The organism is Burkholderia anthina (assembly GCF_001547525.1).
Lineage (GTDB): Bacteria > Pseudomonadota > Gammaproteobacteria > Burkholderiales > Burkholderiaceae > Burkholderia > Burkholderia semiarida.
In genome coordinates, this window is sequence record NZ_CM003768.1 from 1,350,087 (window position 1) to 1,368,678 (window position 18,592).

General features: G+C 64.3%; 30 protein-coding genes. 2 read left to right on the top strand and 28 right to left on the bottom strand.

The annotated features are described in order from the left end of the window. Positions 1–14: 14 nt before the first annotated feature. Complete coding sequence (locus WS64_RS06230) at positions 15–224, top strand: hypothetical protein (protein ID WP_023474754.1); 210 nt, start codon at positions 15–17, stop codon at positions 222–224. Between the two features lie 164 nt (positions 225–388). On the opposite strand, the gene WS64_RS06235 is transcribed toward WS64_RS06230, so the two are convergent. The 27 genes from WS64_RS06235 to WS64_RS06345 all read right to left on the bottom strand — a co-directional run bounded on the left by WS64_RS06235 (position 389) and on the right by WS64_RS06345 (position 17,827). After that, positions 389–628 carry a hypothetical protein gene (locus tag WS64_RS06235; RefSeq protein WP_060966004.1) on the bottom strand — a complete coding sequence of 80 codons (240 nt, stop codon included), beginning with the start codon at positions 626–628 and terminating at the stop codon, positions 389–391. Next, on the bottom strand, positions 625–813 hold the full coding sequence (locus WS64_RS06240; protein ID WP_060966005.1) for a hypothetical protein: 189 nt from the start codon (positions 811–813) through the stop codon (positions 625–627). The genes WS64_RS06235 and WS64_RS06240 overlap by 4 nt, the downstream gene beginning before the upstream one ends. Beyond that, a complete protein-coding gene (locus WS64_RS35065) occupies positions 810–1,514 on the bottom strand; it encodes a hypothetical protein (RefSeq protein WP_060966006.1) in 705 nt (234 codons plus the stop codon). Before WS64_RS35065 ends, WS64_RS06240 begins: the two co-directional genes overlap by 4 nt. Before the next feature lie 198 nt (positions 1,515–1,712). Then, positions 1,713–3,689, bottom strand: coding sequence for a hypothetical protein (locus tag WS64_RS06250; RefSeq protein ID WP_155720395.1), 1,977 nt, complete (start codon positions 3,687–3,689; stop codon positions 1,713–1,715). A gap of 8 nt (positions 3,690–3,697) precedes the next feature. Continuing rightward, entirely contained in the window at positions 3,698–4,009 is a 312-nt protein-coding gene (locus tag WS64_RS06255; protein ID WP_244166572.1) for a beta-sandwich lipoprotein, read from the bottom strand. A 110-nt stretch (positions 4,010–4,119) separates the two neighbouring features. Further along, a complete protein-coding gene (locus WS64_RS06260) occupies positions 4,120–4,380 on the bottom strand; it encodes a hypothetical protein (protein ID WP_060966008.1) in 261 nt (86 codons plus the stop codon). 14 nt (positions 4,381–4,394) lie between these two features. Beyond that, complete coding sequence (locus tag WS64_RS06265) at positions 4,395–6,257, bottom strand: DNA cytosine methyltransferase (RefSeq protein ID WP_059638751.1); 1,863 nt, start codon at positions 6,255–6,257, stop codon at positions 4,395–4,397. A gap of 114 nt (positions 6,258–6,371) precedes the next feature. Then, positions 6,372–6,779 carry a hypothetical protein gene (locus WS64_RS06270; RefSeq protein ID WP_155720396.1) on the bottom strand — a complete coding sequence of 136 codons (408 nt, stop codon included), beginning with the start codon at positions 6,777–6,779 and terminating at the stop codon, positions 6,372–6,374. Then, entirely contained in the window at positions 6,772–6,978 is a 207-nt protein-coding gene (locus tag WS64_RS06275) for a hypothetical protein (RefSeq protein ID WP_060966009.1), read from the bottom strand. Before WS64_RS06275 ends, WS64_RS06270 begins: the two co-directional genes overlap by 8 nt. Next, complete coding sequence (locus tag WS64_RS06280; RefSeq protein WP_059638748.1) at positions 6,975–7,415, bottom strand: zinc-finger-containing protein; 441 nt, start codon at positions 7,413–7,415, stop codon at positions 6,975–6,977. Before WS64_RS06280 ends, WS64_RS06275 begins: the two co-directional genes overlap by 4 nt. Before the next feature lie 83 nt (positions 7,416–7,498). Then, a complete protein-coding gene (locus WS64_RS06285; RefSeq protein ID WP_060966010.1) occupies positions 7,499–8,122 on the bottom strand; it encodes a hypothetical protein in 624 nt (207 codons plus the stop codon). After that, the gene (locus WS64_RS06290; RefSeq protein ID WP_060966011.1) at positions 8,119–9,885 is read right to left on the bottom strand and encodes an AAA family ATPase; all 1,767 of its coding nucleotides are present in this window, start codon (positions 9,883–9,885) and stop codon (positions 8,119–8,121) included. The genes WS64_RS06285 and WS64_RS06290 overlap by 4 nt, the downstream gene beginning before the upstream one ends. Then, positions 9,882–10,766, bottom strand: coding sequence for a DNA translocase FtsK (locus WS64_RS06295; RefSeq protein WP_060966012.1), 885 nt, complete (start codon positions 10,764–10,766; stop codon positions 9,882–9,884). The genes WS64_RS06290 and WS64_RS06295 overlap by 4 nt, the downstream gene beginning before the upstream one ends. Before the next feature lie 30 nt (positions 10,767–10,796). After that, positions 10,797–12,008 (bottom strand): prolipoprotein diacylglyceryl transferase, encoded by a 1,212-nt coding sequence (locus WS64_RS06300; protein ID WP_060966013.1) that lies wholly within the window; start codon positions 12,006–12,008, stop codon positions 10,797–10,799. Positions 12,009–12,019: 11 nt separating this feature from the next. Next, positions 12,020–12,832 carry a RecB family exonuclease gene (locus WS64_RS06305; RefSeq protein ID WP_060966014.1) on the bottom strand — a complete coding sequence of 271 codons (813 nt, stop codon included), beginning with the start codon at positions 12,830–12,832 and terminating at the stop codon, positions 12,020–12,022. After that, positions 12,829–13,299 carry an HNH endonuclease signature motif containing protein gene (locus tag WS64_RS32425; RefSeq protein ID WP_081059087.1) on the bottom strand — a complete coding sequence of 157 codons (471 nt, stop codon included), beginning with the start codon at positions 13,297–13,299 and terminating at the stop codon, positions 12,829–12,831. The genes WS64_RS06305 and WS64_RS32425 overlap by 4 nt, the downstream gene beginning before the upstream one ends. Then, entirely contained in the window at positions 13,296–13,586 is a 291-nt protein-coding gene (locus WS64_RS06310; RefSeq protein ID WP_059638742.1) for a KTSC domain-containing protein, read from the bottom strand. Before WS64_RS06310 ends, WS64_RS32425 begins: the two co-directional genes overlap by 4 nt. Positions 13,587–13,718: 132 nt before the next feature. Then, positions 13,719–13,862: a hypothetical protein gene (locus WS64_RS34855; RefSeq protein WP_167351611.1), complete on the bottom strand. Its 144-nt coding sequence runs from the start codon at positions 13,860–13,862 to the stop codon at positions 13,719–13,721. After that, positions 13,859–14,026, bottom strand: coding sequence for a hypothetical protein (locus WS64_RS34860; RefSeq protein WP_167351612.1), 168 nt, complete (start codon positions 14,024–14,026; stop codon positions 13,859–13,861). Before WS64_RS34860 ends, WS64_RS34855 begins: the two co-directional genes overlap by 4 nt. After that, on the bottom strand, positions 14,023–14,406 hold the full coding sequence (locus tag WS64_RS32430; protein ID WP_081103785.1) for a hypothetical protein: 384 nt from the start codon (positions 14,404–14,406) through the stop codon (positions 14,023–14,025). Before WS64_RS32430 ends, WS64_RS34860 begins: the two co-directional genes overlap by 4 nt. A 172-nt stretch (positions 14,407–14,578) precedes the next feature. Continuing rightward, positions 14,579–14,824, bottom strand: coding sequence for a hypothetical protein (locus WS64_RS06315; protein WP_060966015.1), 246 nt, complete (start codon positions 14,822–14,824; stop codon positions 14,579–14,581). Continuing rightward, the gene (locus WS64_RS06320) at positions 14,821–15,171 is read right to left on the bottom strand and encodes a hypothetical protein (RefSeq protein ID WP_060966016.1); all 351 of its coding nucleotides are present in this window, start codon (positions 15,169–15,171) and stop codon (positions 14,821–14,823) included. The genes WS64_RS06315 and WS64_RS06320 overlap by 4 nt, the downstream gene beginning before the upstream one ends. 1 nt (position 15,172) lies before the next feature. After that, positions 15,173–15,397, bottom strand: coding sequence for a hypothetical protein (locus WS64_RS06325; RefSeq protein WP_155720397.1), 225 nt, complete (start codon positions 15,395–15,397; stop codon positions 15,173–15,175). A 127-nt stretch (positions 15,398–15,524) separates the two neighbouring features. Next, positions 15,525–15,764, bottom strand: coding sequence for a hypothetical protein (locus WS64_RS06330; RefSeq protein ID WP_060966018.1), 240 nt, complete (start codon positions 15,762–15,764; stop codon positions 15,525–15,527). 28 nt (positions 15,765–15,792) lie between these two features. Beyond that, positions 15,793–16,062: a hypothetical protein gene (locus WS64_RS06335; RefSeq protein ID WP_059638739.1), complete on the bottom strand. Its 270-nt coding sequence runs from the start codon at positions 16,060–16,062 to the stop codon at positions 15,793–15,795. A gap of 19 nt (positions 16,063–16,081) precedes the next feature. Next, on the bottom strand, positions 16,082–16,498 hold the full coding sequence (locus WS64_RS06340; protein WP_060966019.1) for a hypothetical protein: 417 nt from the start codon (positions 16,496–16,498) through the stop codon (positions 16,082–16,084). 864 nt (positions 16,499–17,362) lie between these two features. Further along, positions 17,363–17,827 carry a helix-turn-helix domain-containing protein gene (locus WS64_RS06345; RefSeq protein WP_244166573.1) on the bottom strand — a complete coding sequence of 155 codons (465 nt, stop codon included), beginning with the start codon at positions 17,825–17,827 and terminating at the stop codon, positions 17,363–17,365. Positions 17,828–18,066: 239 nt separating this feature from the next. Between WS64_RS06345 and WS64_RS06350 the strand changes: the two genes are divergently transcribed. Next, the gene (locus tag WS64_RS06350; protein WP_155720398.1) at positions 18,067–18,333 is read left to right on the top strand and encodes a hypothetical protein; all 267 of its coding nucleotides are present in this window, start codon (positions 18,067–18,069) and stop codon (positions 18,331–18,333) included. On the opposite strand, the gene WS64_RS34210 is transcribed toward WS64_RS06350, so the two are convergent. Continuing rightward, positions 18,299–18,580, bottom strand: a complete 282-nt coding sequence (locus WS64_RS34210; RefSeq protein ID WP_155720399.1) for a hypothetical protein — start codon at positions 18,578–18,580, stop codon at positions 18,299–18,301. The two genes, WS64_RS06350 and WS64_RS34210, sit on opposite strands and share 35 nt — an antisense overlap. Positions 18,581–18,592 lie beyond the last annotated feature (12 nt).

Consider the following 18,592-nt stretch of genomic DNA (forward strand, 5'->3'; position numbering starts at 1 on the left):
CCAGCGAGCACCAGATGAAGACGGTTTTCCTGATGCGTGGGTACGAGATGAACTGCACGCCACGCCCGACCGACGACGGCAAGTTCGCCGCGCAGGTCGAAGTGACGAAAGTGGGATTCAGCCGCGAGGCGGCGTTTCGGAAACTCGGCGAATTCGACACGGAAGCCGAAGCGGTTGCCTATGCGAAGCAGTTTTCCGAAGAGTGGTTGACTCGATACGCGTGACCAAGCCGAGACGACATGAATCGCGATGAGCCCAAAAAGAGAAAGACGATCAAGGACTGGCTCGGTCTAGGCCTGATCGTTTGGGTCGTCGCCCCGCCGATCGCGTCGCTCGTCTTCTTCGTAGTGCTGATGCTTTGGTGTTCCGTGTCTTCGAGCTGTAAATTCTAGGATTTCACCCATCCTTTCGACGTCGAGCGGATCTTTCCGGACTTGCGCGCCGCCTGAAGGCGCCGGTCGACGATTCGCCAGGCCACGACTTCACCGAAGGTGGTCGGCCGACATTCTTCGCGCGCGAGGCGCTCGCTTTCCTCGCGCACTGCGCCGGTATTGACCGCTGCAAACTTCTTCGGCGATTCGTCGATCGACGCGACGATCAGCGCGTCGAGCTTCTGGTACTTACTCATGGTGCCTCTCCTGCCACGATGCAAGCCGTGCACGCACCGCACCACTGGCCGCTCGCGTCGTGAACGTCCCCTGTTCCGTCGCAGGCCGAGCAGCGCGGCGTCAGCTCCGGATACAGCTTCTCGCGCAGGTGATTGGGCAGTCCGGACGCGCGGATCTCGAACACTTCGACGTCGGTCTGCTTCATTGGATTTCACCCGCGCTGATCGCGTCGATGGCCTCGATGAACTTGCGATGCTCGTTCTCGCGCGCCCACCATGCGAACATCACGTATCTCTTGACCCACATCTCGGACGGTGTGTCGAGACGATCCGGCCCTGTGAGGTTCGGGCTGGAGAACACGACGGGTTGCGTACGTTGAATCACGCGGCGCTGCGTGCGTTCCACCAATACCTCCGGCTCACCGTTTTTCATCAGCGCGCGCCAGCGCATTGCCTCCTGTTGGACGTCGTCCGTCACCTCGTCTCGCGGCTCCGGCTGAAACTCGTCCATCAGCACGTGTCGAAGTGCGGCCCGCGTGTCGCGCGTCGGGTGCTCGTGATACTCGTCGACGAGGGCGAGGACTCGCTTTGAGCGCGTGATTGCGTCTCTTGGCTCCGGCACCTTGAACATCCCATGCTGAATCTTTACGGCGACGTCGAGCGCGTCGATGTGGTCGTCGGTAAGGGCATGCGCACGGTCAGCCTCGATCACGGCGATTGCTGCCGTGATTACGCCAACCGAGGCTCGCGGCTCCGGCTGCTGGGTGGCGAGGATGCCGCGCAGCGCGTTCACGAAACACGATGCGTCGTTGGGGCCAATCGTCGTCGGTTTTTCCAGGCTCAAGGTATCGATCAGGATTTCGACCCAGCGCCGGTTGATCTGCGCTTCGGTCAGCGTCTTACTCATGCTTGGCTCCCGTAACTGCAAACTTCATGCGGCCAGCCTCATCGATCAGGTGCGGCGGAACCTCATCACGCATGCAAGGCGGCACGGCGGCCGTAGGCCGGCCGCAGGCGTGGCAGGTGAACCCCATGCACGCTGCGTTCTGAGGAAAGCCGTTCGGGCACAACCCGCCGGGCCGATATGCGGAGCAGTGGTGGTCGTTCATTGCTTGTCCCCTTTGAGAAGAGCGCGGAGTAGCGAATGGTGAATATTGTGCTGCGATGCCATACCGATAGCCCACTCAATGGCTTTTCGCTGCCCGTCAGTTAGCCCGACAGGAGCGGATGCCGGGGCGACCTCATTGCGGCCTTTCTTGAGCCCGCGGTTATATCCGAGCGAGTAGAGGTTGTGGCCTTCACGCGTGCGAGCGAGTGCCGGCAGCTTGCCCTTATTGCCGCCTGATTGCGGCGGATCGATCTCGGGGATGGTGGATGCCGGGGCGGCGTTCTCGATCACCTCCAGCGCTTCGTCCCACGGGCAGTTCGCGTTCGAGTGCTCGCCGATGTCCACGCCGAAATGCTTGGCAATGGCTGCGGCAAGCTTGTTGGCTGTCTCTTCATACTCATCACGCTCGCGCAGCGTTTGGTCCCACAGTTCGTCATCGGTCGGCCGCGCGGATGCCGGGGCGGGAGTGGTGGCGTCCTGACCGCGCAAGTACTGAGCCAGTGCGCACGCGAAATCAGCGGCCAAACTCTCGTTGATGTAGCGGCCGAAGTCGTGCCGGCGCAGCCGCGTCGCGAAGAACTCGGCGATATAGCCGCGCCCACCATCACTCGTGCTCATGTCGTGTTCGCCGATCGCCACCGCTTCCACCGCCTGCACGTCTGCCGGCGCTGCCGCTGCATCTGCGGAGGGAGGTTGCGGGGCGGCGGCGAGCAATGCCGCATAGCGCTCCGACGGAGTATCGTCCGCGCCTGGATCGTAGACGAAGGTCAGCATTTCGACCGTCGGATCGACCGGCATCAGCTTCCACCCCTCCGGCACCGCTCCCGCCACATCAGTGCGAGGGGCGCGGACGATGCCGTTCGGCGATGTGCTGTCGAGGTAAAACAGGATTCGAACGGCTTGGTTTTCGTCAATTGCAAGACCATCGCATTCGCCCTCGATCGCATCGATGATCGCTTTTATCCGCGACGTTTGGGCCTTCGCCCCTTCCGCCCCCGCCGCATTGGGCGACGAGGCGCGGACTGCTTCAACGATCTGACGCAGTTTCTCGCGGCCGAAGAACACGGCGTTCGCTTTCAGCACAGCGTCAACTGCGTCGATGGCCGCCCGCTCGTCTGCCGCTGGCGGTTCGGGCTGCGACGCATCACGGCGAGCCCACCATTCCCTGACCCACTGCCGGCGACGTTCCTTTTCCTCGTCCGTCAGCTGGATGAGTTCATCGGCCGGCGCTGCTTCGTGCTGCTCGACAGGGTAGCCGCCAAACGCATGCGCGATGAACTCGTGCAGGAGGAAGCGATCATCGTCGTTCGGCTCCCGCGAATCGTTGCTCTCGCCGACGATCTCGAACGTTTCGATCGCCGCCAATGCTTCCTGCGCAGTCAGCGTTGTTGGCTGCTCGACAGGGGGTGCGGCGAGAAGCATGCGCGCGAACAGAATCGGCCGCGTCGTGCTGACGTTATGGTCGATCGAACACCACATGCGCCAGATTTCGGCATCCGTCAGCGCATGAGCGCGGCTCACTTTCGAACTCGTCCCATTGCTGCCGCGGGCGCGCGCGCCGACAATGCACTCGGCGGCCGGGACAACCTCCATAAGGGTACTGTCCATTCCCGGCCGCTGTTGCGCCGCCTCGCTTGCCTGTTCGGGAGCGGGGCTCTTTGCGTTGGAGAGGTGGTCGCGCAGCCACGTCGCGACGTCTTCGCCCTGCGGGCAACCGAACTCGCTACAGATACCATGCAGCAGGTCGAGATTCACGCGGACCGCGTTGTACACCCAACGCGCGATCGGGCGCAGCAGGTCGCCGTCTTGCTGTGGCTCGATGGCGTCGAGCAGGTCGCGCACGATCTTGACGCTCGCCGAACTGTCGTTCGTGAGCTCGTCGATGTTGTCGCCGCCATGCTCCGCGTCGTAGTGGTGGCGGATGAACTCGCGCAGCTGGTCGACGGTATAACCGCCGTAGGTGTTCGTCGTCATCGTCGTCCTCACTTGACGGAGATATCCGGCACGATCACCGAAGGCTTGAATACCACCTTGTAGTGGTAGGTGCTCGCGGGAGCGGGCTCGAGCTGCTCGATGAAGTACGTCACGTTGTTCGACAGTCCGAGGAAGTGCTTCTTGTATTCGTTCGGCCCGGTCTTGCAGATGATCGCGAGCTTCGTGTCGGTGCTGGAGTTGTCCTTCGAGCAAAGGCCCTCGATGGTGAGCATGTACTCGCCAGTGAAACCGTTGTAGAACACGATGCGGCGGTTGATCTCGAAGTTGTCGGCGGCCGCCGACAGATTCTTCGATGCCACGTCGGCATCAGAGCACCCGGCAGTTACCGCGATGCTGCCAAGCAGTGCAGCAACGATCAGCAGCCGAGCGGACAAGTTCGAGTGATGGGTCATGGTGTGAGCCTCGATGGTCATGCGAATAGGTCGCCCTGTTTTTTGCCGCTCGACTCTGCGAGGTGCGTAGGGCAGAAGTGGGTATCGGCGCCGACCAGATGCGCATGCACCGCGCACAGGTGCCGGTCGCATGTCTTGCCCGGCTTCGTCTGGAAATCGCACAGGAAGTCGCTCGGCGCGTCACAGCCGTCGACCGAGCAGCGACGCTCGCGCTTGCGACCTCGCGTGCAGATGATTCCGGACATGCCGCCGGGAAGGCGAAACGGTGTGCAGGGCATCAGGCGTCTCCGAATCAGAAGGTCTGCGGCGCTACGGTGAGTGCGATCGCGATCGGGCGCACCCAGACCGGTGTCGACGACAGTTGGAACGTCTCGCCGGATTCAGCGAGCAGCAGCGTGGTGCCCATCGCTTCGGCGATCGCCTGCGCGGCGTCCGGCGGCACGGCGTTGCCGATGCGCTCGCGCCATGCCTGGTCGCTTTCACCGTCGAGCTTGAACGCGAACGCACCCGCGAACACATTGCCGGTCGCCGCGATTTGCTTTCGCCGCCAGTCGGCCTCCTCCGCATCGATCCAGATCTGTTCAGGATCGACGAGCGACTGCAGCACGGCCAGCTCGAGCGTGGTGAACGGCCGGTGCCAGGTGCCATCGAGCGCGCGGATTACGGCGACGGTCTTCTCGTTCGCAGCGGGCATGCGCGGATCTGCGACGGACCAACGCCCGTTGTCGTGGCCGGCGGCGGCCGACACCGCGCCGGTGTGCTGATGCCAACCGACTACGCCGTAATGGCCGCCGGTCAGGTACGCGTCGCCGCGCTCGCGGCGCATGCCCGGGCGCGGATCGGCGACCGCGTACGCGCCCTGGTCATCGCCGCCGATGACCGTGCCGGCGTGGCGGGCCCACTCGGTCACCTTGTACTTGCTGAAGAGTGGGCCGGCCGGCGGCCGCGGGTCGGCGACACCCTGGCCGCCGGCGCTCGGCCCGGTGCCGCCCGTGACCACACCTGCCGGCTGGTCGAACGGCACAATGCGGAAGCAGTTGTTGTGCTTCACGCCCGTCCGCGGGTCCGCGACGCTGAAGGTGCCTTGCCCGGGCGACTTCTGGCCGGTGATCGTGCCGGCGTGGTCGTTCCAGTCGAGTACGCCGTACTGCTGGTATTGCGCCGCGTCAGCCGGCCCGCGCGGGTCGGCAACCGAAAAGGTGCCATTGCCCGGGCGGCTCGCGCCGGCCACGACGCCGCACGGCTCCTCCCAGCGGTTCACGCCGAGCACACCGTTGTGCATGTCCGGCACGATCAGGTAGTCGCGCAGGTGGCCGTTCTCGACCGCGAGCTTGTTCAGGCTGCGCCAGTCGCTGCCTGCCTCGACGAACGCGAGGCGCACCCACGTTTTCCACTGCAGCGACGGCACGCGGTGCATCGGGCCGGCGGCCTCGACGTCGCCCGGCAGCGGCATGCGGCCGAGCAGTGTGCCAACGCCCTGCAGGCGCTTGGCCGGCGGCTCGTACAGGCACGCCGGCACCTTTTCCATGTGCCGCGCGACGAGCAGGAAGCGCTTGCGGCTCTGCGCGAGGCCGGCGATCACGCCGCAGTCGTGCGTCGTTTCGTTCACGGCGTAGCCGTAGTGCCGCAGGATCTGGCCGATCTGGTCGAGCAGGTGGCGGCCGCGCGTCGCGAGGCGCGGGACGTTCTCGAAGACGATCAGCTCGACCGGATCGTCCTTCCATGCCTCGCACATCAGCCACACGCAGCGCAGCGTCAGTTCGTTGAGTGCCTGGTACTTCGGCGTGCGGCTGAGCGTCTCCGATAGCAGGCCCGACGCACCCTTGCACGGCGACGAGATGAACACGCAGTGCGGATGCTGGTAGCCGGCGGCGCGGCGCACGTCTTCGGGTGTGGCCTCGCGCCAGCTTGGCGGCGGCTCGGCGCCGTGGAACGAGGTGTACTGCTCGCGCGTGAAAAGGTCCATGACCGTGCACGGCGTGCCGACCAGCATCTCGAAGTCGCGCGCGGCCGCCGGATCGTTGTCGATGCCGCCGATGCAGCGCCACGTCGCGGTCATGTTGCCGACCCGGGAGGTGGCTTTGGTGAAGCCCTTGGCGCCGCCGCCGAGGCCGCAGCAGAAACCGAAGCTGTTGTATACGCGCTGATTGTCCATAGGTGCCACAGGGAGAATCGGAAAAAAGAAGGGCGCCGAAGTTCGGCGCCCCTTCAAGGCCGCGCAGTCCGAGGTAAGCCGCGCCGGGTTACTCTGTCGTTGAGACGGGGATGGTCAGTCGGATGAGTCGATGGTTTCGCTGAACCCGCACTTCGTACAGGTGTACTGATTCATGCAGTTTCCGACGTTCTTCCGGTCCATCACATGCTTGCACCCGAACCGGAAAACTCTCACGGTGCCGCCCCAGTAATCGCCGATCAGCGCGTAGCTGATCTGGTCGTGCATGAAGAACATTCGCGCGTCGCCGAGGACGGTGCGCGACCACCCAGTCGCGATCGGCGAGTAGCGAAAGAACGATGACTTTGCGAATTCATCCCACGAGATCTCGGTCCAACCATTCGGCAGAACGTCGCAACCGTAGTGGCGCACGGGATGCGGCTGGCAGCCGACCTTGCCGCCCCAGTACAGGTTTTCGATCTGACCGCGAAACGCGGCGTCGGCGCCGCCGATCTTGTCAAGCAACATGGCGGGTCTCCAGCGCTTTCGGCAGCGTCGCGTCGAGGTGTCGAATCAACTTCACGATGTCCTCGGGGATGCGAATTGCGTGGCTGCCGTGCATAGCGGCGAACGCCGGCCGCAGCAGGTTGCGTTCGTCGTCGCTCAGCTCGGCGTGTTCGAGGCGCGCGAGCGCACACCAGAGCGGGTCTTGCGTATCGGTCATCGGGGATACTCCTGTTCAATGACGGCCACGACGCGCTCGCATGTCGCGACGTCGAACCAGCCGATGTGACATTCCTCGTGGTTCGCGATGCCGAGCTGCCGAGCCAGCCAGATATATGCGTCGGTGCGCGTCATGCCGCCGGACTGCCAGATCGGGTTGAAGGCGGCTTTCGCGCGCTTCCGTGCGTCACGAGTCGGCTCGTCGGCCAGCGTGCCGAGAGGAATCTTGGTGAAGGGGTGCAGGCCGACATACGCCCGGCAGGAACGACACAGGAACGCCCACGGCCACTCGCCATACTCGCGTCCGTAGATCGCTGAGTTGTTCACGATCTCGACAGGGCCGCCGTCGTATGGGCATTTCGTCGGAGCCGGCAGAGGGTTTTTGACCCGGGCGGTCGCGCGCCGTGATGGATTCCACGGTGTTTTCGTCTTTTTCATGACCAGATCGAAAAAATGGGCGCTGTGCGAGCCGCCCGAATGCGCCGCGCAATCCGGGGCACGGAAGGCGCGCGGCGGTGCTGCTATCGGGGCATCCACTGCGTGCCGCGCACGATCCGGCCGACTGGCTCGAGTACGAGCACCTCGGATTCCTTCTCGCTGCGCACGAGTGCGCTGCCGCGGCGCTGTGCTTTCTCGAGCGACGTGTGGCGCTTCGGCTTGCAATACCTGCCGACCGTCACGAACAACGGTGCGCTCGCGCCGACCGGCCCGAGCGTCAGCTCGTCGATGCGCGCTTCGAGTGCCGCGGTATTCGCGCGCCACGTGTCGGCTCGTTGCTGCGCAGCGTCGCGCTCGGCGGTGAGGCGCTCGACGTCGGCGCGCAGGTCCGCGATGATCCGCGCGACGTCGATGACGCGGGCGTTCGGGTCCAGTGACTCCTCGACAAGGCCGACCGATACCAGCGCCGGCGCTGCGTTGGCCGGCGGCGCGTCGCCGGCCGGCGTGGCCTGCTGCACTGCGCGCGCGAGCCAGTACACGTACTCGTTGCCGCCGCCGGCCCGCTTCTCGCGTTCGACGATCGCCTCGCCGAGCATCCGGTTCAACTCCTTCGTCACGTCGAGATGCGGGAGCCCGGTTCCCGTCGCCACGGCCTTCGCCGTGGCTTCCGATGTCGCGGCGAGATACTTCTCGATGTCCTCTCTCACGCTGCCTCCCGGATTGCACGCTGCGCGGCCGGCGCGACCTGACCGCCCTCGACCCAGAATGCTTCGATGGCCTCGGGCAGGCCGCCGGGTGGCGTTTTCAGGCTCATGAACACGAGCGCCGTGTCGATCTGATTGGTGTATGCGAGGTCGTCGAGCCAGTAGAGCAGCCGATCGCGCTCCGGGCCGACCAGGACGTCGGCGCGATCGAGCACGAGCAGCTTGAGGCCCGAGAAGTGGCCGATCGCCGCGGCGATGTGCGCGTCGACTCGCCAGCGCTCCGATTCGGACAGCAGAGCGTAGGCGCGCCCGTCGGCGAAGATCTCCATCTCAGGCGTGATCGTCACGTCGGCCCATTCGGACATCTCGGCGAGCGCGACGAGGCGCTCGTTCATCGGCGTCAGCGCTTCGCTGAGCAGGTCGGCCGGGATGCCATTCGGCGCGAGCGCGTCGGCGATCGCCTCGTACGCGACGACGTCTTCGTGCAGCGCGGCGGCCTGCTTCGCCAGATCGGCAGCGCCGGCGGCGCGCCGCTCGATTTCGCGAAGCGTCGCGATGTCGGTGTCGAGCTGCTTTCGGCGGCGGTGGAGGTCGGCCAGTTCCGAGCGAGCGGCGTCGCCGCTCTCGCGTGCGGCGGCCGCGCCGCTTTCCTCCGCATCGTCTTCGTGTGCGCGCAGCTGCGTCGCGGCCGCGTCCGCCGCTTCGACGTCGCGTTTGCGGTTGGCGGCCGCGTTTTGCAGCGTCTTCAAGCCCTGCTCGTACTCGGGCAGCTTTGCGGCCGCGTCAGCGTCGCGCGCGCCGGATGCGGCCGCCGCCGACAGCACGCCGTTGAGGTAGCGCAGGAGCGCGCCGCATTCCGGGCACGAACATTCTGTTCCGGCCGGCGCCGCGCCGGCGAGCACACGAAGCGCTTCGACCTTGGGCAGGAATTCAGCGACCTGCTCGTCGGCGAGCTGCGCGAGCTCGACCGCCTTCGCGTAGCCGGCGGCGCGCGTGCGCAGGTCCGCGATTTTCGACGCGCGCGCACGGGCCGCGGTGTCGGCCGCGTCGGCTGCGCCGATCTGCTGCTGCAGTTCGCCGATCCGGTCGTCGAGCGCCGCGCGGTCGCCCGTGAGCTTCCGCAATGCTGCCTCGTCGAACTCGACCGCCGCCGGGCGCCAGGTGGCGGCCTTTTGGCTGCCGTACGTTTCGCCGGTCGCGGTGCGCCACGACTGCTTCGCGCCGCGCGCGCGATCGGCGGCTTCCTTCTGCGCAGCTTCGAAGCCGGCACGCAACATCGGCGTGATGGCCGCGAGCCGCGCGGCGGCCGGCGCCGGCACCGCATCGGCGCGGAACCCAAGCTTATCGAGCAGCCGGGCCCGCATTTCGTCGACGCCGATCTTCACGCCCATCAGGTCGTACAGGAACGCCCGGCGCTCGGCCGCGCCGAGGTGCGCGAACCGGTGCGCGTCGAGGACCAGCGGCAGGCGCGGATCCTCGGCGAGTTCGCGCTTGAGCTTGCCGGACGGCAGCATGACGCTGTTCGCCTGCTCGCCGCATGCGACCACGATCTGGCCGCCGTCGGCCCCCTCGGTAACGAGCGAGCCGTACTCCTTCTTCAGCGCGACGCGCACGGTGTCACCGGTGAGCGCCATGCGTACGGCTTCCTGCAAGCTGCTTTTGCCGGCACCGTTCGGGCCAGTGAAGAGGGCGACGGGTTTCGCGAGCCGGACGTCCGCGGTGCGGATCCCGAGAACGTTCGCCACGTAGATGTCGGTGATTTTCACGATTCCTCTCCCTGCGGTCGGCGCGGCCGCAGCACCGTGCGGCCGCCGTCCGAATCCATCGCACTGACGATGCCCTTCGCTTCGAGCAACTCGACCAGCCGCGCGGCGCGGTTGTAGCCGATCTTGAACTGGCGCTGTACGCTCGAAATCGTCACTTTCTGCTGCTCGATCACGAACGCTTCGACTTGGGCGTACAGCGGATCCTCGTTGCCGGAGGCGGCTTGTTCCTCGTGCCACTCCTTCCAGCCCTTCACCCATGCGATGCACAGCTCGCCGGCCATCACCGGGCACTCGCTTTCCGGTTTGCCGTCGGCGGCCGCTTGCCGGCCGGCCTGATGCTGCTCGTCGAGTTGCGCTTGCGTCGGGCCGTCGCCGAGCTTCGGCACTTCGCGGAATTCGGCGTCGACGACGTCGTCGCCGTTCGGGCGCCGCCCGTCCATGCCGTCGCCGTCCTGGTCGGTGTACTCGCGGCCGAGGTCCAACCCACGCTGATCGGATTCGCCGCGGATCTCGTCCATGCCGCCGGTGTGCTCGTCGGGGTTTGCGACGACGACCAGGACGGCTTTTCCGCTCGCCTCGTACAACTCGTGCAGGTTCGGTTGGGAGCCGCCGAATTTCACGACCGCCTTGACGCCGTCCTTGATCGTGATCTGGTCGAGGTCGCCCTGAACGACGATGCGGCCATCGCTAGCGATCAGGTGCGTCGCCATCTTCACGTTGTGCTCGACGCGCGCCTTCAGCCGATCGATGACGTCGTTCTGCTTTTTCTCGGACAGCTTGACCCACATGTCCGGCAGGAGCTTGATCTCGGTGACGAGCGCGGAGAGCAGGTCTTTGCCGATCGATTCGGCGGTCATCTGGAGTACGTTTTTGTCGGTCATGTCGAAATCCTTGGCGGCGGTAGTGGCGGGTTAGTCGGCGTTGATCGGGCCGCGCGGCCGGCGGCCGGCCGGCGTGGTAGTCTGGGCGGCTGCTTTGCCGGCGGCCGCCTGCTCAGTTGCGGCGGTGATAGCGCGCATGCGCGCCGAGGCGAGGGCGTTCAGTTCGGCCTTGGCGGTTTCATCGGGCACACCGCTGATCGCGCTCCGAGCGAGGTCGAGGTCTTCGGGAGATTTCGCGCTTTCGATGTCCTCGCGGATGCCGCGCACGAGTCCGGCGACATCGAAGTCGAAGCCGCCTTGGGCGCCGTCATCGTCATCGCTCGGTTCACCCTGGTCGTCGACGGGATCCGCGGGCGCGTCCGACGGCGGCGCGGCGTTTTCGCGCGATTCGGTGGCGGGACCGGTTTGCGCCGGCGTGGCGCGCGAGACTTCCTCGGCCGGCTGCGCGCGGCCGGCTCGCAGCTCGTCGAGCGTCGAGCGGTTGACCGAGTAACTGCCGTCTTCGTGCACGTCGACGATATCCGCCACTTCCTCGACGCTCGTCAGGCCCATCAGTAGCTCGGGCGCGTACAGCTTCCCGAAGAACGACGCGCTGCGGTACCGAAGCATTACTTCGGGCATCGTCTGCCACTTGCTGCCGTTCTTCGTGTACCAGCCTTCCTTCACAGCGAGCTCGATCGACACCGGCGGCGATTCGAGGCGCGTGTCGGTTCCGCGCTCGAGCGCCCAGGCGATGCACTCGATATCCTCGATCTCCACGTCTTGGCGCTTCTCGGTGCGCGAGCGGTTGCCGCTCGGGCCGCTCCATTCGAACGTCACGTATGGCACCGTCTTGCGTCCGAGCTTGCGGATGTCGAAACGCAGCGGGGAGAAGCGTCCGCAACCGTTCACGGCCGCGATGATCCACTGCGACGACCAGGACGGCCGTCCCTCGACGATGTACAGGTTCTGCATCACCATCAGGGGGTCTGCGCCCATGCGTTGCGCCATGTTCAGCGCGACGACGGCATTCGCAATCGCGTTCGGGTTCTCGCGCGATTCGGTGACCTCACCGTAGCGATTGGTTTTCTCGATCGTTTTGCGGTACGCGGCAGGCACAAGCGTCGACGACGCCAACAGGTTCGCCGCGCGCTGCATCAGCTCGAACGATTGCAGCGAGCCGAAGCCGGGCGCGACGGCGGGGAGGGTGGCCTCGCGCGGCAACGGCGAGCGGACGGATTCGAGAGTTGTGGGCGTGGACATGGATACCTCGGTTATTCGTGGAATTGGCAGGTGCCGTAGCGCGGGCAGTATTTCTTGTCGCACAACAGCGATTTCGGGTTGGGGTAGAAGCGGCCAGATCGGAACATGTCGGCCGCGAACTGGATCAGGCCGGGCGTTTCCTCGGTTCCGATCATCACGCGCTTCGCGTTCTTGACCGGGGCGGTCGCGACCTCTGGCTTGCCCTTCGTTTTGAGCCCGATGATCTCGGCTGTATCGGCTATCAGCTCGCCGGTCGTGTGCTCGTAGAGCATCTCGTAGGTGCCGATCTGCGGCCCGTGACCCTTCGTCACCGCGACACCTTGGGCGACAGCCTTCGACCCGCTTTTCAGATCGGCAATGCCGGGGCCGAGCGCTGTGCGCCGGACTCGTGCGCGGTCCATCGTGCCGGTGAGGCGGATCACGATTCCACCGCCGCAGTCGATGTCGAGCGGCTTTGTTTCCATCTCGACCGCGACGAATTCGTACCTCGGCGTGATCTCGAGGCAGTACTTCGTCGTGAGCGAGATTCCGATGCGCTCGGCCTCCTGCAGGTTGAGATCGTCGCTCTCCGGGTTGTACTCGTTCGATGGGTCGTAGAGTTTGTCGATGAATGCGCCAGCCGCGTCGTCGATGGTCAGGCCGGAGCCGTCAAGCACGCTCTGGTCATAGGCGGCCGTGCCGGCGTGGATCGCGGTACCGAGCGCGGCGCGTAGCCCCACGACGTTGCGCATGCCGAGGATGTGGATTGCTTCAAAGCGGTATGCGCATTCAAATAGCGAGGCCCATGCTGACGCACGGACACGAAAGATCGACGGGGTGATCATCGTTGAGCTCCAAAGCCCGGGCGTGAGACCGGTGCGAACTCCGGCCATGCCGGAGAATTCGAGAGGCGGTGGTGCAGAGCGACGTGATACTCGTGAGTGCACACGAGCAGGTTTTCAGGGCGGTTGTCGCTCTTCACGCCGTTGATGTGGTGCACTACCTCGGTGTTTGGATTGCCGGGGCCAAGACTGCGCAGAGGGCGGCCAAGCGCCGCCTCGGCGACGAGAATGTGTTCGTAACGCCGCGTGTTTGCCGCGACGCGCACGACCACATAGCCTTGCGTGCTGAACGTGCGATTTCCTATCGCCGCTGCCGTCTTCGCGGCCGCCGCTTTGCCGATGCCATGGCCCTTGAGGTACTTCAGCGGCTGGCCCTTGATCCATCCCTTCGAACGATCGTTGACGGGCGCAACCCGTGTCGGCCGGCCGCAGCCGCACTGGCAAAGGGCTACGATTGTCGCGGTGGTCATGCTTCACCCTCGACGACGGCCGGCTCGGCCGCCGGCATCTGCTCGATGCACACGTACGGGAAGCGCTCGGGGAACGGCTTGATGTGCTTGTAGAAGTGCGAGCCGATCGAGTCGGCCGTCTTGAGCGCGTCGAAGTTGGCCTGCGTGAAGTCGGCGTAGTGATACAGCGACGTCCGCGCGCCGGTCTTGCGATCCTTGAACCGGACCGCAAGCGTTTCGGATTCAGCGTCGTAGCCGATGCTGTGGATCTGCGAGGATTCGACGGGCAGGGTGTCGATGGTTTTCATCTCGGTTGCTCCTGATAGAGGGATCGGGGCGTGCGTCGGCAGCGCGCAAACTCGCGGCGCGGTGGCACTGGATTCAACGGGGCGGGTGGAGACAGCGTCTCGCGGAATGCGAGGCGGTGCGGCTCGGTGGCGTTACAGAATGCCGAAGTGCTTGGCGATGCCGTCGACGGCGACAGCAAGAAGAGCGACCGCGACGAGGATCGCGACGACGAGGACGCGCGCGGCGCGCGGGTGCCGCCGCTCGAAGAGGTCGGCGTGATCGGTGAAGCGGCTCATGCGGGCCTCACAAAAATGGACGCGGCCGAAGATCCATCGGCGTTGAGTCCGGCGACAATCAAAGTGCACGCGGCCGCAATTGCGAGCGCGGCGAGGTAGCCAACTATGGGATTCCACTCGTATAGGCGTTCGAGCAGATTGCCCAGGTAATCGAACGGCGTCATGGTCGGTTGTCTGTTCGGCAGTGCGGGCAGTCTTGTGAATAGCGGTCGGCATCTCGCAGAAACCTGCCACAGCCGACGCAATTCACGCGAAAGGCACGCGGCTTCGGTGGCTCGATCAGCTTGATGCCAGTACCAGACAGCGCCTCATTGCGATCGATGTACTGCATGTCGACAGCGGGGCGGGTCTTGGAATCGATGTATTCCTTGGGCCACGGGATGTCAGTCTCGCGGGCGTTGTGCTTCGCTTGGGCTTCTTCGCGCGTGAACAGGCGCGCCTTCCGCAGATCGGTTGTGTATCCGCCGCAGCCTTTCTCGGCCCACCACAAAACGTCGTTTCCTACGTAGGCGCGGCTGTCTTGGAGATAGAACTGATTGCTCATCCGAGGCTCCGCAGGTAGGGGCCAGCAAGGTCAGCGCCGAACCAGAGCGCGCCGATCACGACGCCGTATGCCGCCGCCCACGCCGATCCTTCGATTACGTAGCGCAGACGCGATACAGGTGATCGTTTGTAATTGCGCGATACAGGCGATAGGCTGTTGAGGGAAACTCGCATCAGTGATTCCTCCGTAGGTTCCGTTCAGCAAACGTCGCGACGTTGTGCTTCGTGCGATTGAGGATCTGATGCGCGATCGCCTCGCTGCCAACCATGGCAATGCCGAGCGCCGCCTTGCTGATCAGCATTTCCATCACGTTCGCGAGCGCATCGGGATTTCCGTATGCGCCGCAGTTGCGCACGTAGTCGGCGATCAGCCTTTCGGCGAGGTCGCCGCATTGGACGGGGGATTTGAGGGTGCTCATCGGTCGACTCCGGCGATGGTGATGTGGCGAACGGGATCGGACACCGGCATGGGAGCGCGGAAACCCGCCTTCGCCAGCGCGTCGTCGACAACGGCGCGGATGCCAGACGTCAGCACGGTCTTCGACGCGACCAGGTGCAACGCATCGATCAGGTGCGCCATCGGTTGAAGGTGCGCGTCGAGCGACCGATCGGCCGCGAGCGAGCGCGCATAGGCATCAGCCGACGCACTATCGCCGGCATCCGACGGCAGCTCGCCGTAAGCGAAGCTCGAATCGGCCCGCTCCTGCGCCAGTTCCTTCGCGCGCTGCAGCCAGGCTTGACCGACCGAGTGCTTGTTCTCGTTCATGTCAGGCACCTCGCGCGCGGAGCATGGCGTCGGCGTAGTGGTAGTTCCAGCGCGTGCGCCGCTGCCACGAGTCGGTTTCACCGGTCGCCCAGCCGAAATCGTCCGGCACGTCGGGTGCATGTGCGGCGAAGTAGTCGCGCAGCGTCATACCAGATTTGCCTTCATAGCCGTTGCAGTCGCCGGGAACTTCCGGAAACGCCGGGCCGCCATGCTTCGTGTTGTCCATTTCGATCCTCTTCGCGGTACTGACGGCCATCGTCAGGCAGCGCCACACGCTGCGACCTCGCCGCGATGCTCTGCGGCGGGCGGTTTCGGCCTTGGGTCAGATTGCCCGCCGTAGCGGGCGCGGTTGGTCAGGCCGTGGGATAAACCCCGTTGCGGATGTCGTTCTCGGCCTGGAGCTTCCAGAGATCAGCCTCGCGGTTCACTTCGGCGCAGATGGCGCGCCGGTCCTTCGGACGGCCCAAGGCGTCACGATTGAACGGGTTCACGGTTTGCTCGAAACGCCGGGTCTTCTGGCGTTTCTTGCCCGTCCCCGGGTCGATCCAGCACACGGTTCGTTTGGTGGTGACCATCTCGAAAGTGATTCGCATGTCTTTCTCCTGTAGCGGGAGCAGTTGATCAGGCCGGCTGCAATTCGTTGATCCGAGAAAGCAGATCCTCAACCCCGTTCCAGGCGAGATTGCCGATAACGTCATCGGTGATTTCGGTCCCATATTCGAGATGCCACGAATCGCCGTTGAACTTGATCACGGCGAGTTCCCACTCGCCGCGATCACCGCCGTAGCTGAATTCGTGTTGCACCACGCTCGCGCCGAATCCGTTTTCGAAGCGATAGAGTTTTTGCGTGCCGCCATTCAGCGGACGTTCCATATAGGGCGTGAATCCCATGGCTTTCTCCTTGGGTTGGTCAGTCGGCGCGCGCCCGGCGCCCGAAGTGTCCGTTGCAGCTGGAAAACCCGGCATTGCCCGGCCCGAACTTCTGGCCGCAGCTCGAGCAGTAGACGTTCGCGAAACGCGGCACGGCGGCGGCGAGATCAGCGTCGGCGATGCGCTGCGCGATTTCCGCGTCGAGCGCTTCCTTGCAGACATTCCAGACCTCGTACACGTCCTCGATTCGGCCGCGACGCAGCGCGGCATCGAGCACGGCGATCTGCTCAGTCGAGAACGGCAGCACGTCGAACGTGACGCCTTCGGCGATTGCTTCGTTGCGCTCGTCGCGCTCGAGCGCTGCATCGTCGGCCGCGGCCTGCAGCTGGTTGGCGTGTCGGTCGACCCGCACGGGCAGGGTGCGTATGTTGTGGTGATGAGGTCGAGGAGTGTGCATAGCGCCCTCCAATGAAAGTAGTATTGCTAAGCAAATTACGGTCTTGAACTTCGATGCTGCGTGTGCAGCTCTCACTGGTGACGCCTCAGAAGACGAACCGCCACCGGTCAGAACTGCATCACTCGCGCGCCCGACTACTCCCGGCCGCGCCGGCTCCGGGTCGCGCGAGGTTTGTGCCGATTACGACGCCATCGGTCACGTGGTGCTGGCTGTCTTGTGTCAGGTTCGTTCAAGCCTGCAAGCGGTAGCCAAACTTCGGCCTAGCGCGCTGCGCCTGTCCTGACTCACGACGCGGATCGCGCCGGCCGGTTGCTCCCATACTGCGGTCCCGGCTGTCCAGATTGTTTTCACGATGCCGGCATGACTACTGCCGATCCGTCTAAAGAGCGATCCGCTAGGGCGGTGGCGCGGCGTCGGTGCCGCGTTGAACGAATAATCACATATGTGATTTGTCACAGTCAACACAAATGTGATTTAGACAGGAAAAGTTTGTAACAACGGGACGTGAGGGTCGCGGAAACGCCCCGGGATTAAGCAGTTGCTGACACCAGTTGAAAGTCGCCCGGATCTGGTACTAAACTACTGTACATTCATACAGTATTTGGTGCTGACAGGCGAGGCGACTGATGAAAGAAGAAGTGAAGGCGCGACTGCGGTGCAAGCCCGGGGATTTGGCGATCGTGACGAAATGCGGGGTGCCCGATCGAATCGGGCTTCTGGTGCGGGTAGTTGAACGGTGCTTAGACGATCAGCACGACTGGCTGGTAGAACTTCAGGGGCCTGGAGTTTGGGCCCGTGGCGCTGTAACGGGTCGCGTCACCGTGCGGCGACGGGCGCTCTTGAATGACTGGAATTTGACGCCAATCAGCGGGGAGGCTCTTCCAGGCGAAATGGCTCGTCCGGATTCGGAAGCATCCGAAGCATCAGGGCGAATGTTTGTGCCGGCTCGCCAGCCTTGTCTGCCTTGAGGATCGCGTCAATTAGCGCCTTCGCGCCTGCGCTCGCGGTGACTAGCGCGGAATCGTAGCTTTCCGCGGTATCGGCATCCGACGTCGGTTTACCTTTCCCCTCGGCGAGCCATAGGGCACTCACGCCGAGCGTGTCGGCAATTTGAGGAAGGCGGCGTGCGCTGTTGCGCGTACCCGCTTCCAGATTCCCAATCGTCGATTGGGAAACGCCTGCCTTGGCGCCCAGTTCCTCTTGGGATAGGCCGGCTCGGGCTCTCGCCCATTTAAGTCTGTCGGCTAGCGTGTACATATCACAATCGTAATAGAACGGACCATTCGATTTGTGTTGACCAAAGCAAACACAAATGTGATACTGGGCCATGGACATCCAACGTGCAGTCGCCGACCTCCTTGGATCGGGACTTACCCAATCTCAGCTAGCGGGCCTTGTTCCGTGCTCGCAATCGCTCATTTCCGCACTTCTCCGGGGCGCTCGCGGCTCGAGAGTGTCCTACACGATTGCAAATCGGGTCGCGGAACTGCACGCGGAACGATGTGCCGAGGCGGCCAAGGAGGGGGCGTGAGCTACCTAAAACCCTCGCGTGCGCCCAAGGAGGCGAAGTGAAACCTATATCCGATATCACCGAGCCGCCACCGCGGCCGACGCATGTGCGGAAGCTGCCGCGCATCACCGACCGCCAGGTCGAGATCATGACCGCGACTCTCTGCGAGGTGATCGCGAACAAGAATCTGCCGCCCGACGAGGGGAAGGAAATTGTCGGGCAGCTGATTCGAGCAATGGTGATCCAGGTATCGAGGCTGAACACCGCGATCGCGTATGGCGTCGATGAGGTTATTCCCCGAGCTTCGTCCAAAGCTCCGGATTGAAATCGCCGTCTTTTTCTTCCGGAGGTAGATCGAGATACACGTGCAGCGCGCTCGCATCTTTCCGGTAGACGAACTGGCGGCCAACGACCACAAAGGCTCTTGGTCCCGTAGAAAGTTCGAAATCGACGACATCGCCGGTGTTCGGGAACGGATCGGTCGGAGAGGTGAGGAATTCCGGATTGCCGCCTGGTTCGTTGATGGTCTTCTGGGCGCGATCGGTGTAACGGAAATAGATGTTGATGGCCATGCGAACCCCGTT

Excerpts from the sequence above, each read along its gene's own strand:
- WS64_RS06335 (WP_059638739.1), bottom strand. The coding sequence starts at position 16,062 with ATGGGATTCACGCCCTATATGGAACGTCCGCTGAATGGCGGCACGCAA.
- WS64_RS34210 (WP_155720399.1), bottom strand. The coding sequence starts at position 18,580 with ATGGCCATCAACATCTATTTCCGTTACACCGATCGCGCCCAGAAGACC.
- WS64_RS06280 (WP_059638748.1), bottom strand. The coding sequence starts at position 7,415 with ATGAAAAAGACGAAAACACCGTGGAATCCATCACGGCGCGCGACCGCC.
- WS64_RS06315 (WP_060966015.1), bottom strand. The coding sequence starts at position 14,824 with ATGAGCACCCTCAAATCCCCCGTCCAATGCGGCGACCTCGCCGAAAGG.
- WS64_RS06300 (WP_060966013.1), bottom strand. The coding sequence starts at position 12,008 with ATGTCCACGCCCACAACTCTCGAATCCGTCCGCTCGCCGTTGCCGCGC.
- WS64_RS34860 (WP_167351612.1), bottom strand. The coding sequence starts at position 14,026 with ATGACGCCGTTCGATTACCTGGGCAATCTGCTCGAACGCCTATACGAG.
- WS64_RS06340 (WP_060966019.1), bottom strand. The coding sequence starts at position 16,498 with ATGCACACTCCTCGACCTCATCACCACAACATACGCACCCTGCCCGTG.
- WS64_RS06330 (WP_060966018.1), bottom strand. The coding sequence starts at position 15,764 with ATGCGAATCACTTTCGAGATGGTCACCACCAAACGAACCGTGTGCTGG.
- WS64_RS35065 (WP_060966006.1), bottom strand. The coding sequence starts at position 1,514 with ATGAGTAAGACGCTGACCGAAGCGCAGATCAACCGGCGCTGGGTCGAA.
- WS64_RS06230 (WP_023474754.1), top strand. The coding sequence starts at position 15 with ATGAAGACGGTTTTCCTGATGCGTGGGTACGAGATGAACTGCACGCCA.
- WS64_RS06295 (WP_060966012.1), bottom strand. The coding sequence starts at position 10,766 with ATGACCGACAAAAACGTACTCCAGATGACCGCCGAATCGATCGGCAAA.
- WS64_RS32425 (WP_081059087.1), bottom strand. The coding sequence starts at position 13,299 with ATGACCACCGCGACAATCGTAGCCCTTTGCCAGTGCGGCTGCGGCCGG.
- WS64_RS34855 (WP_167351611.1), bottom strand. The coding sequence starts at position 13,862 with ATGAGCCGCTTCACCGATCACGCCGACCTCTTCGAGCGGCGGCACCCG.
- WS64_RS32430 (WP_081103785.1), bottom strand. The coding sequence starts at position 14,406 with ATGAGCAATCAGTTCTATCTCCAAGACAGCCGCGCCTACGTAGGAAAC.
- WS64_RS06260 (WP_060966008.1), bottom strand. The coding sequence starts at position 4,380 with ATGCCCTGCACACCGTTTCGCCTTCCCGGCGGCATGTCCGGAATCATC.
- WS64_RS06320 (WP_060966016.1), bottom strand. The coding sequence starts at position 15,171 with ATGAACGAGAACAAGCACTCGGTCGGTCAAGCCTGGCTGCAGCGCGCG.
- WS64_RS06275 (WP_060966009.1), bottom strand. The coding sequence starts at position 6,978 with ATGACCGATACGCAAGACCCGCTCTGGTGTGCGCTCGCGCGCCTCGAA.
- WS64_RS06345 (WP_244166573.1), bottom strand. The coding sequence starts at position 17,827 with ATGGCCCAGTATCACATTTGTGTTTGCTTTGGTCAACACAAATCGAAT.
- WS64_RS06305 (WP_060966014.1), bottom strand. The coding sequence starts at position 12,832 with ATGATCACCCCGTCGATCTTTCGTGTCCGTGCGTCAGCATGGGCCTCG.
- WS64_RS06265 (WP_059638751.1), bottom strand. The coding sequence starts at position 6,257 with ATGGACAATCAGCGCGTATACAACAGCTTCGGTTTCTGCTGCGGCCTC.
- WS64_RS06325 (WP_155720397.1), bottom strand. The coding sequence starts at position 15,397 with ATGGACAACACGAAGCATGGCGGCCCGGCGTTTCCGGAAGTTCCCGGC.
- WS64_RS06310 (WP_059638742.1), bottom strand. The coding sequence starts at position 13,586 with ATGAAAACCATCGACACCCTGCCCGTCGAATCCTCGCAGATCCACAGC.
- WS64_RS06235 (WP_060966004.1), bottom strand. The coding sequence starts at position 628 with ATGAGTAAGTACCAGAAGCTCGACGCGCTGATCGTCGCGTCGATCGAC.
- WS64_RS06250 (WP_155720395.1), bottom strand. The coding sequence starts at position 3,689 with ATGACGACGAACACCTACGGCGGTTATACCGTCGACCAGCTGCGCGAG.
- WS64_RS06240 (WP_060966005.1), bottom strand. The coding sequence starts at position 813 with ATGAAGCAGACCGACGTCGAAGTGTTCGAGATCCGCGCGTCCGGACTG.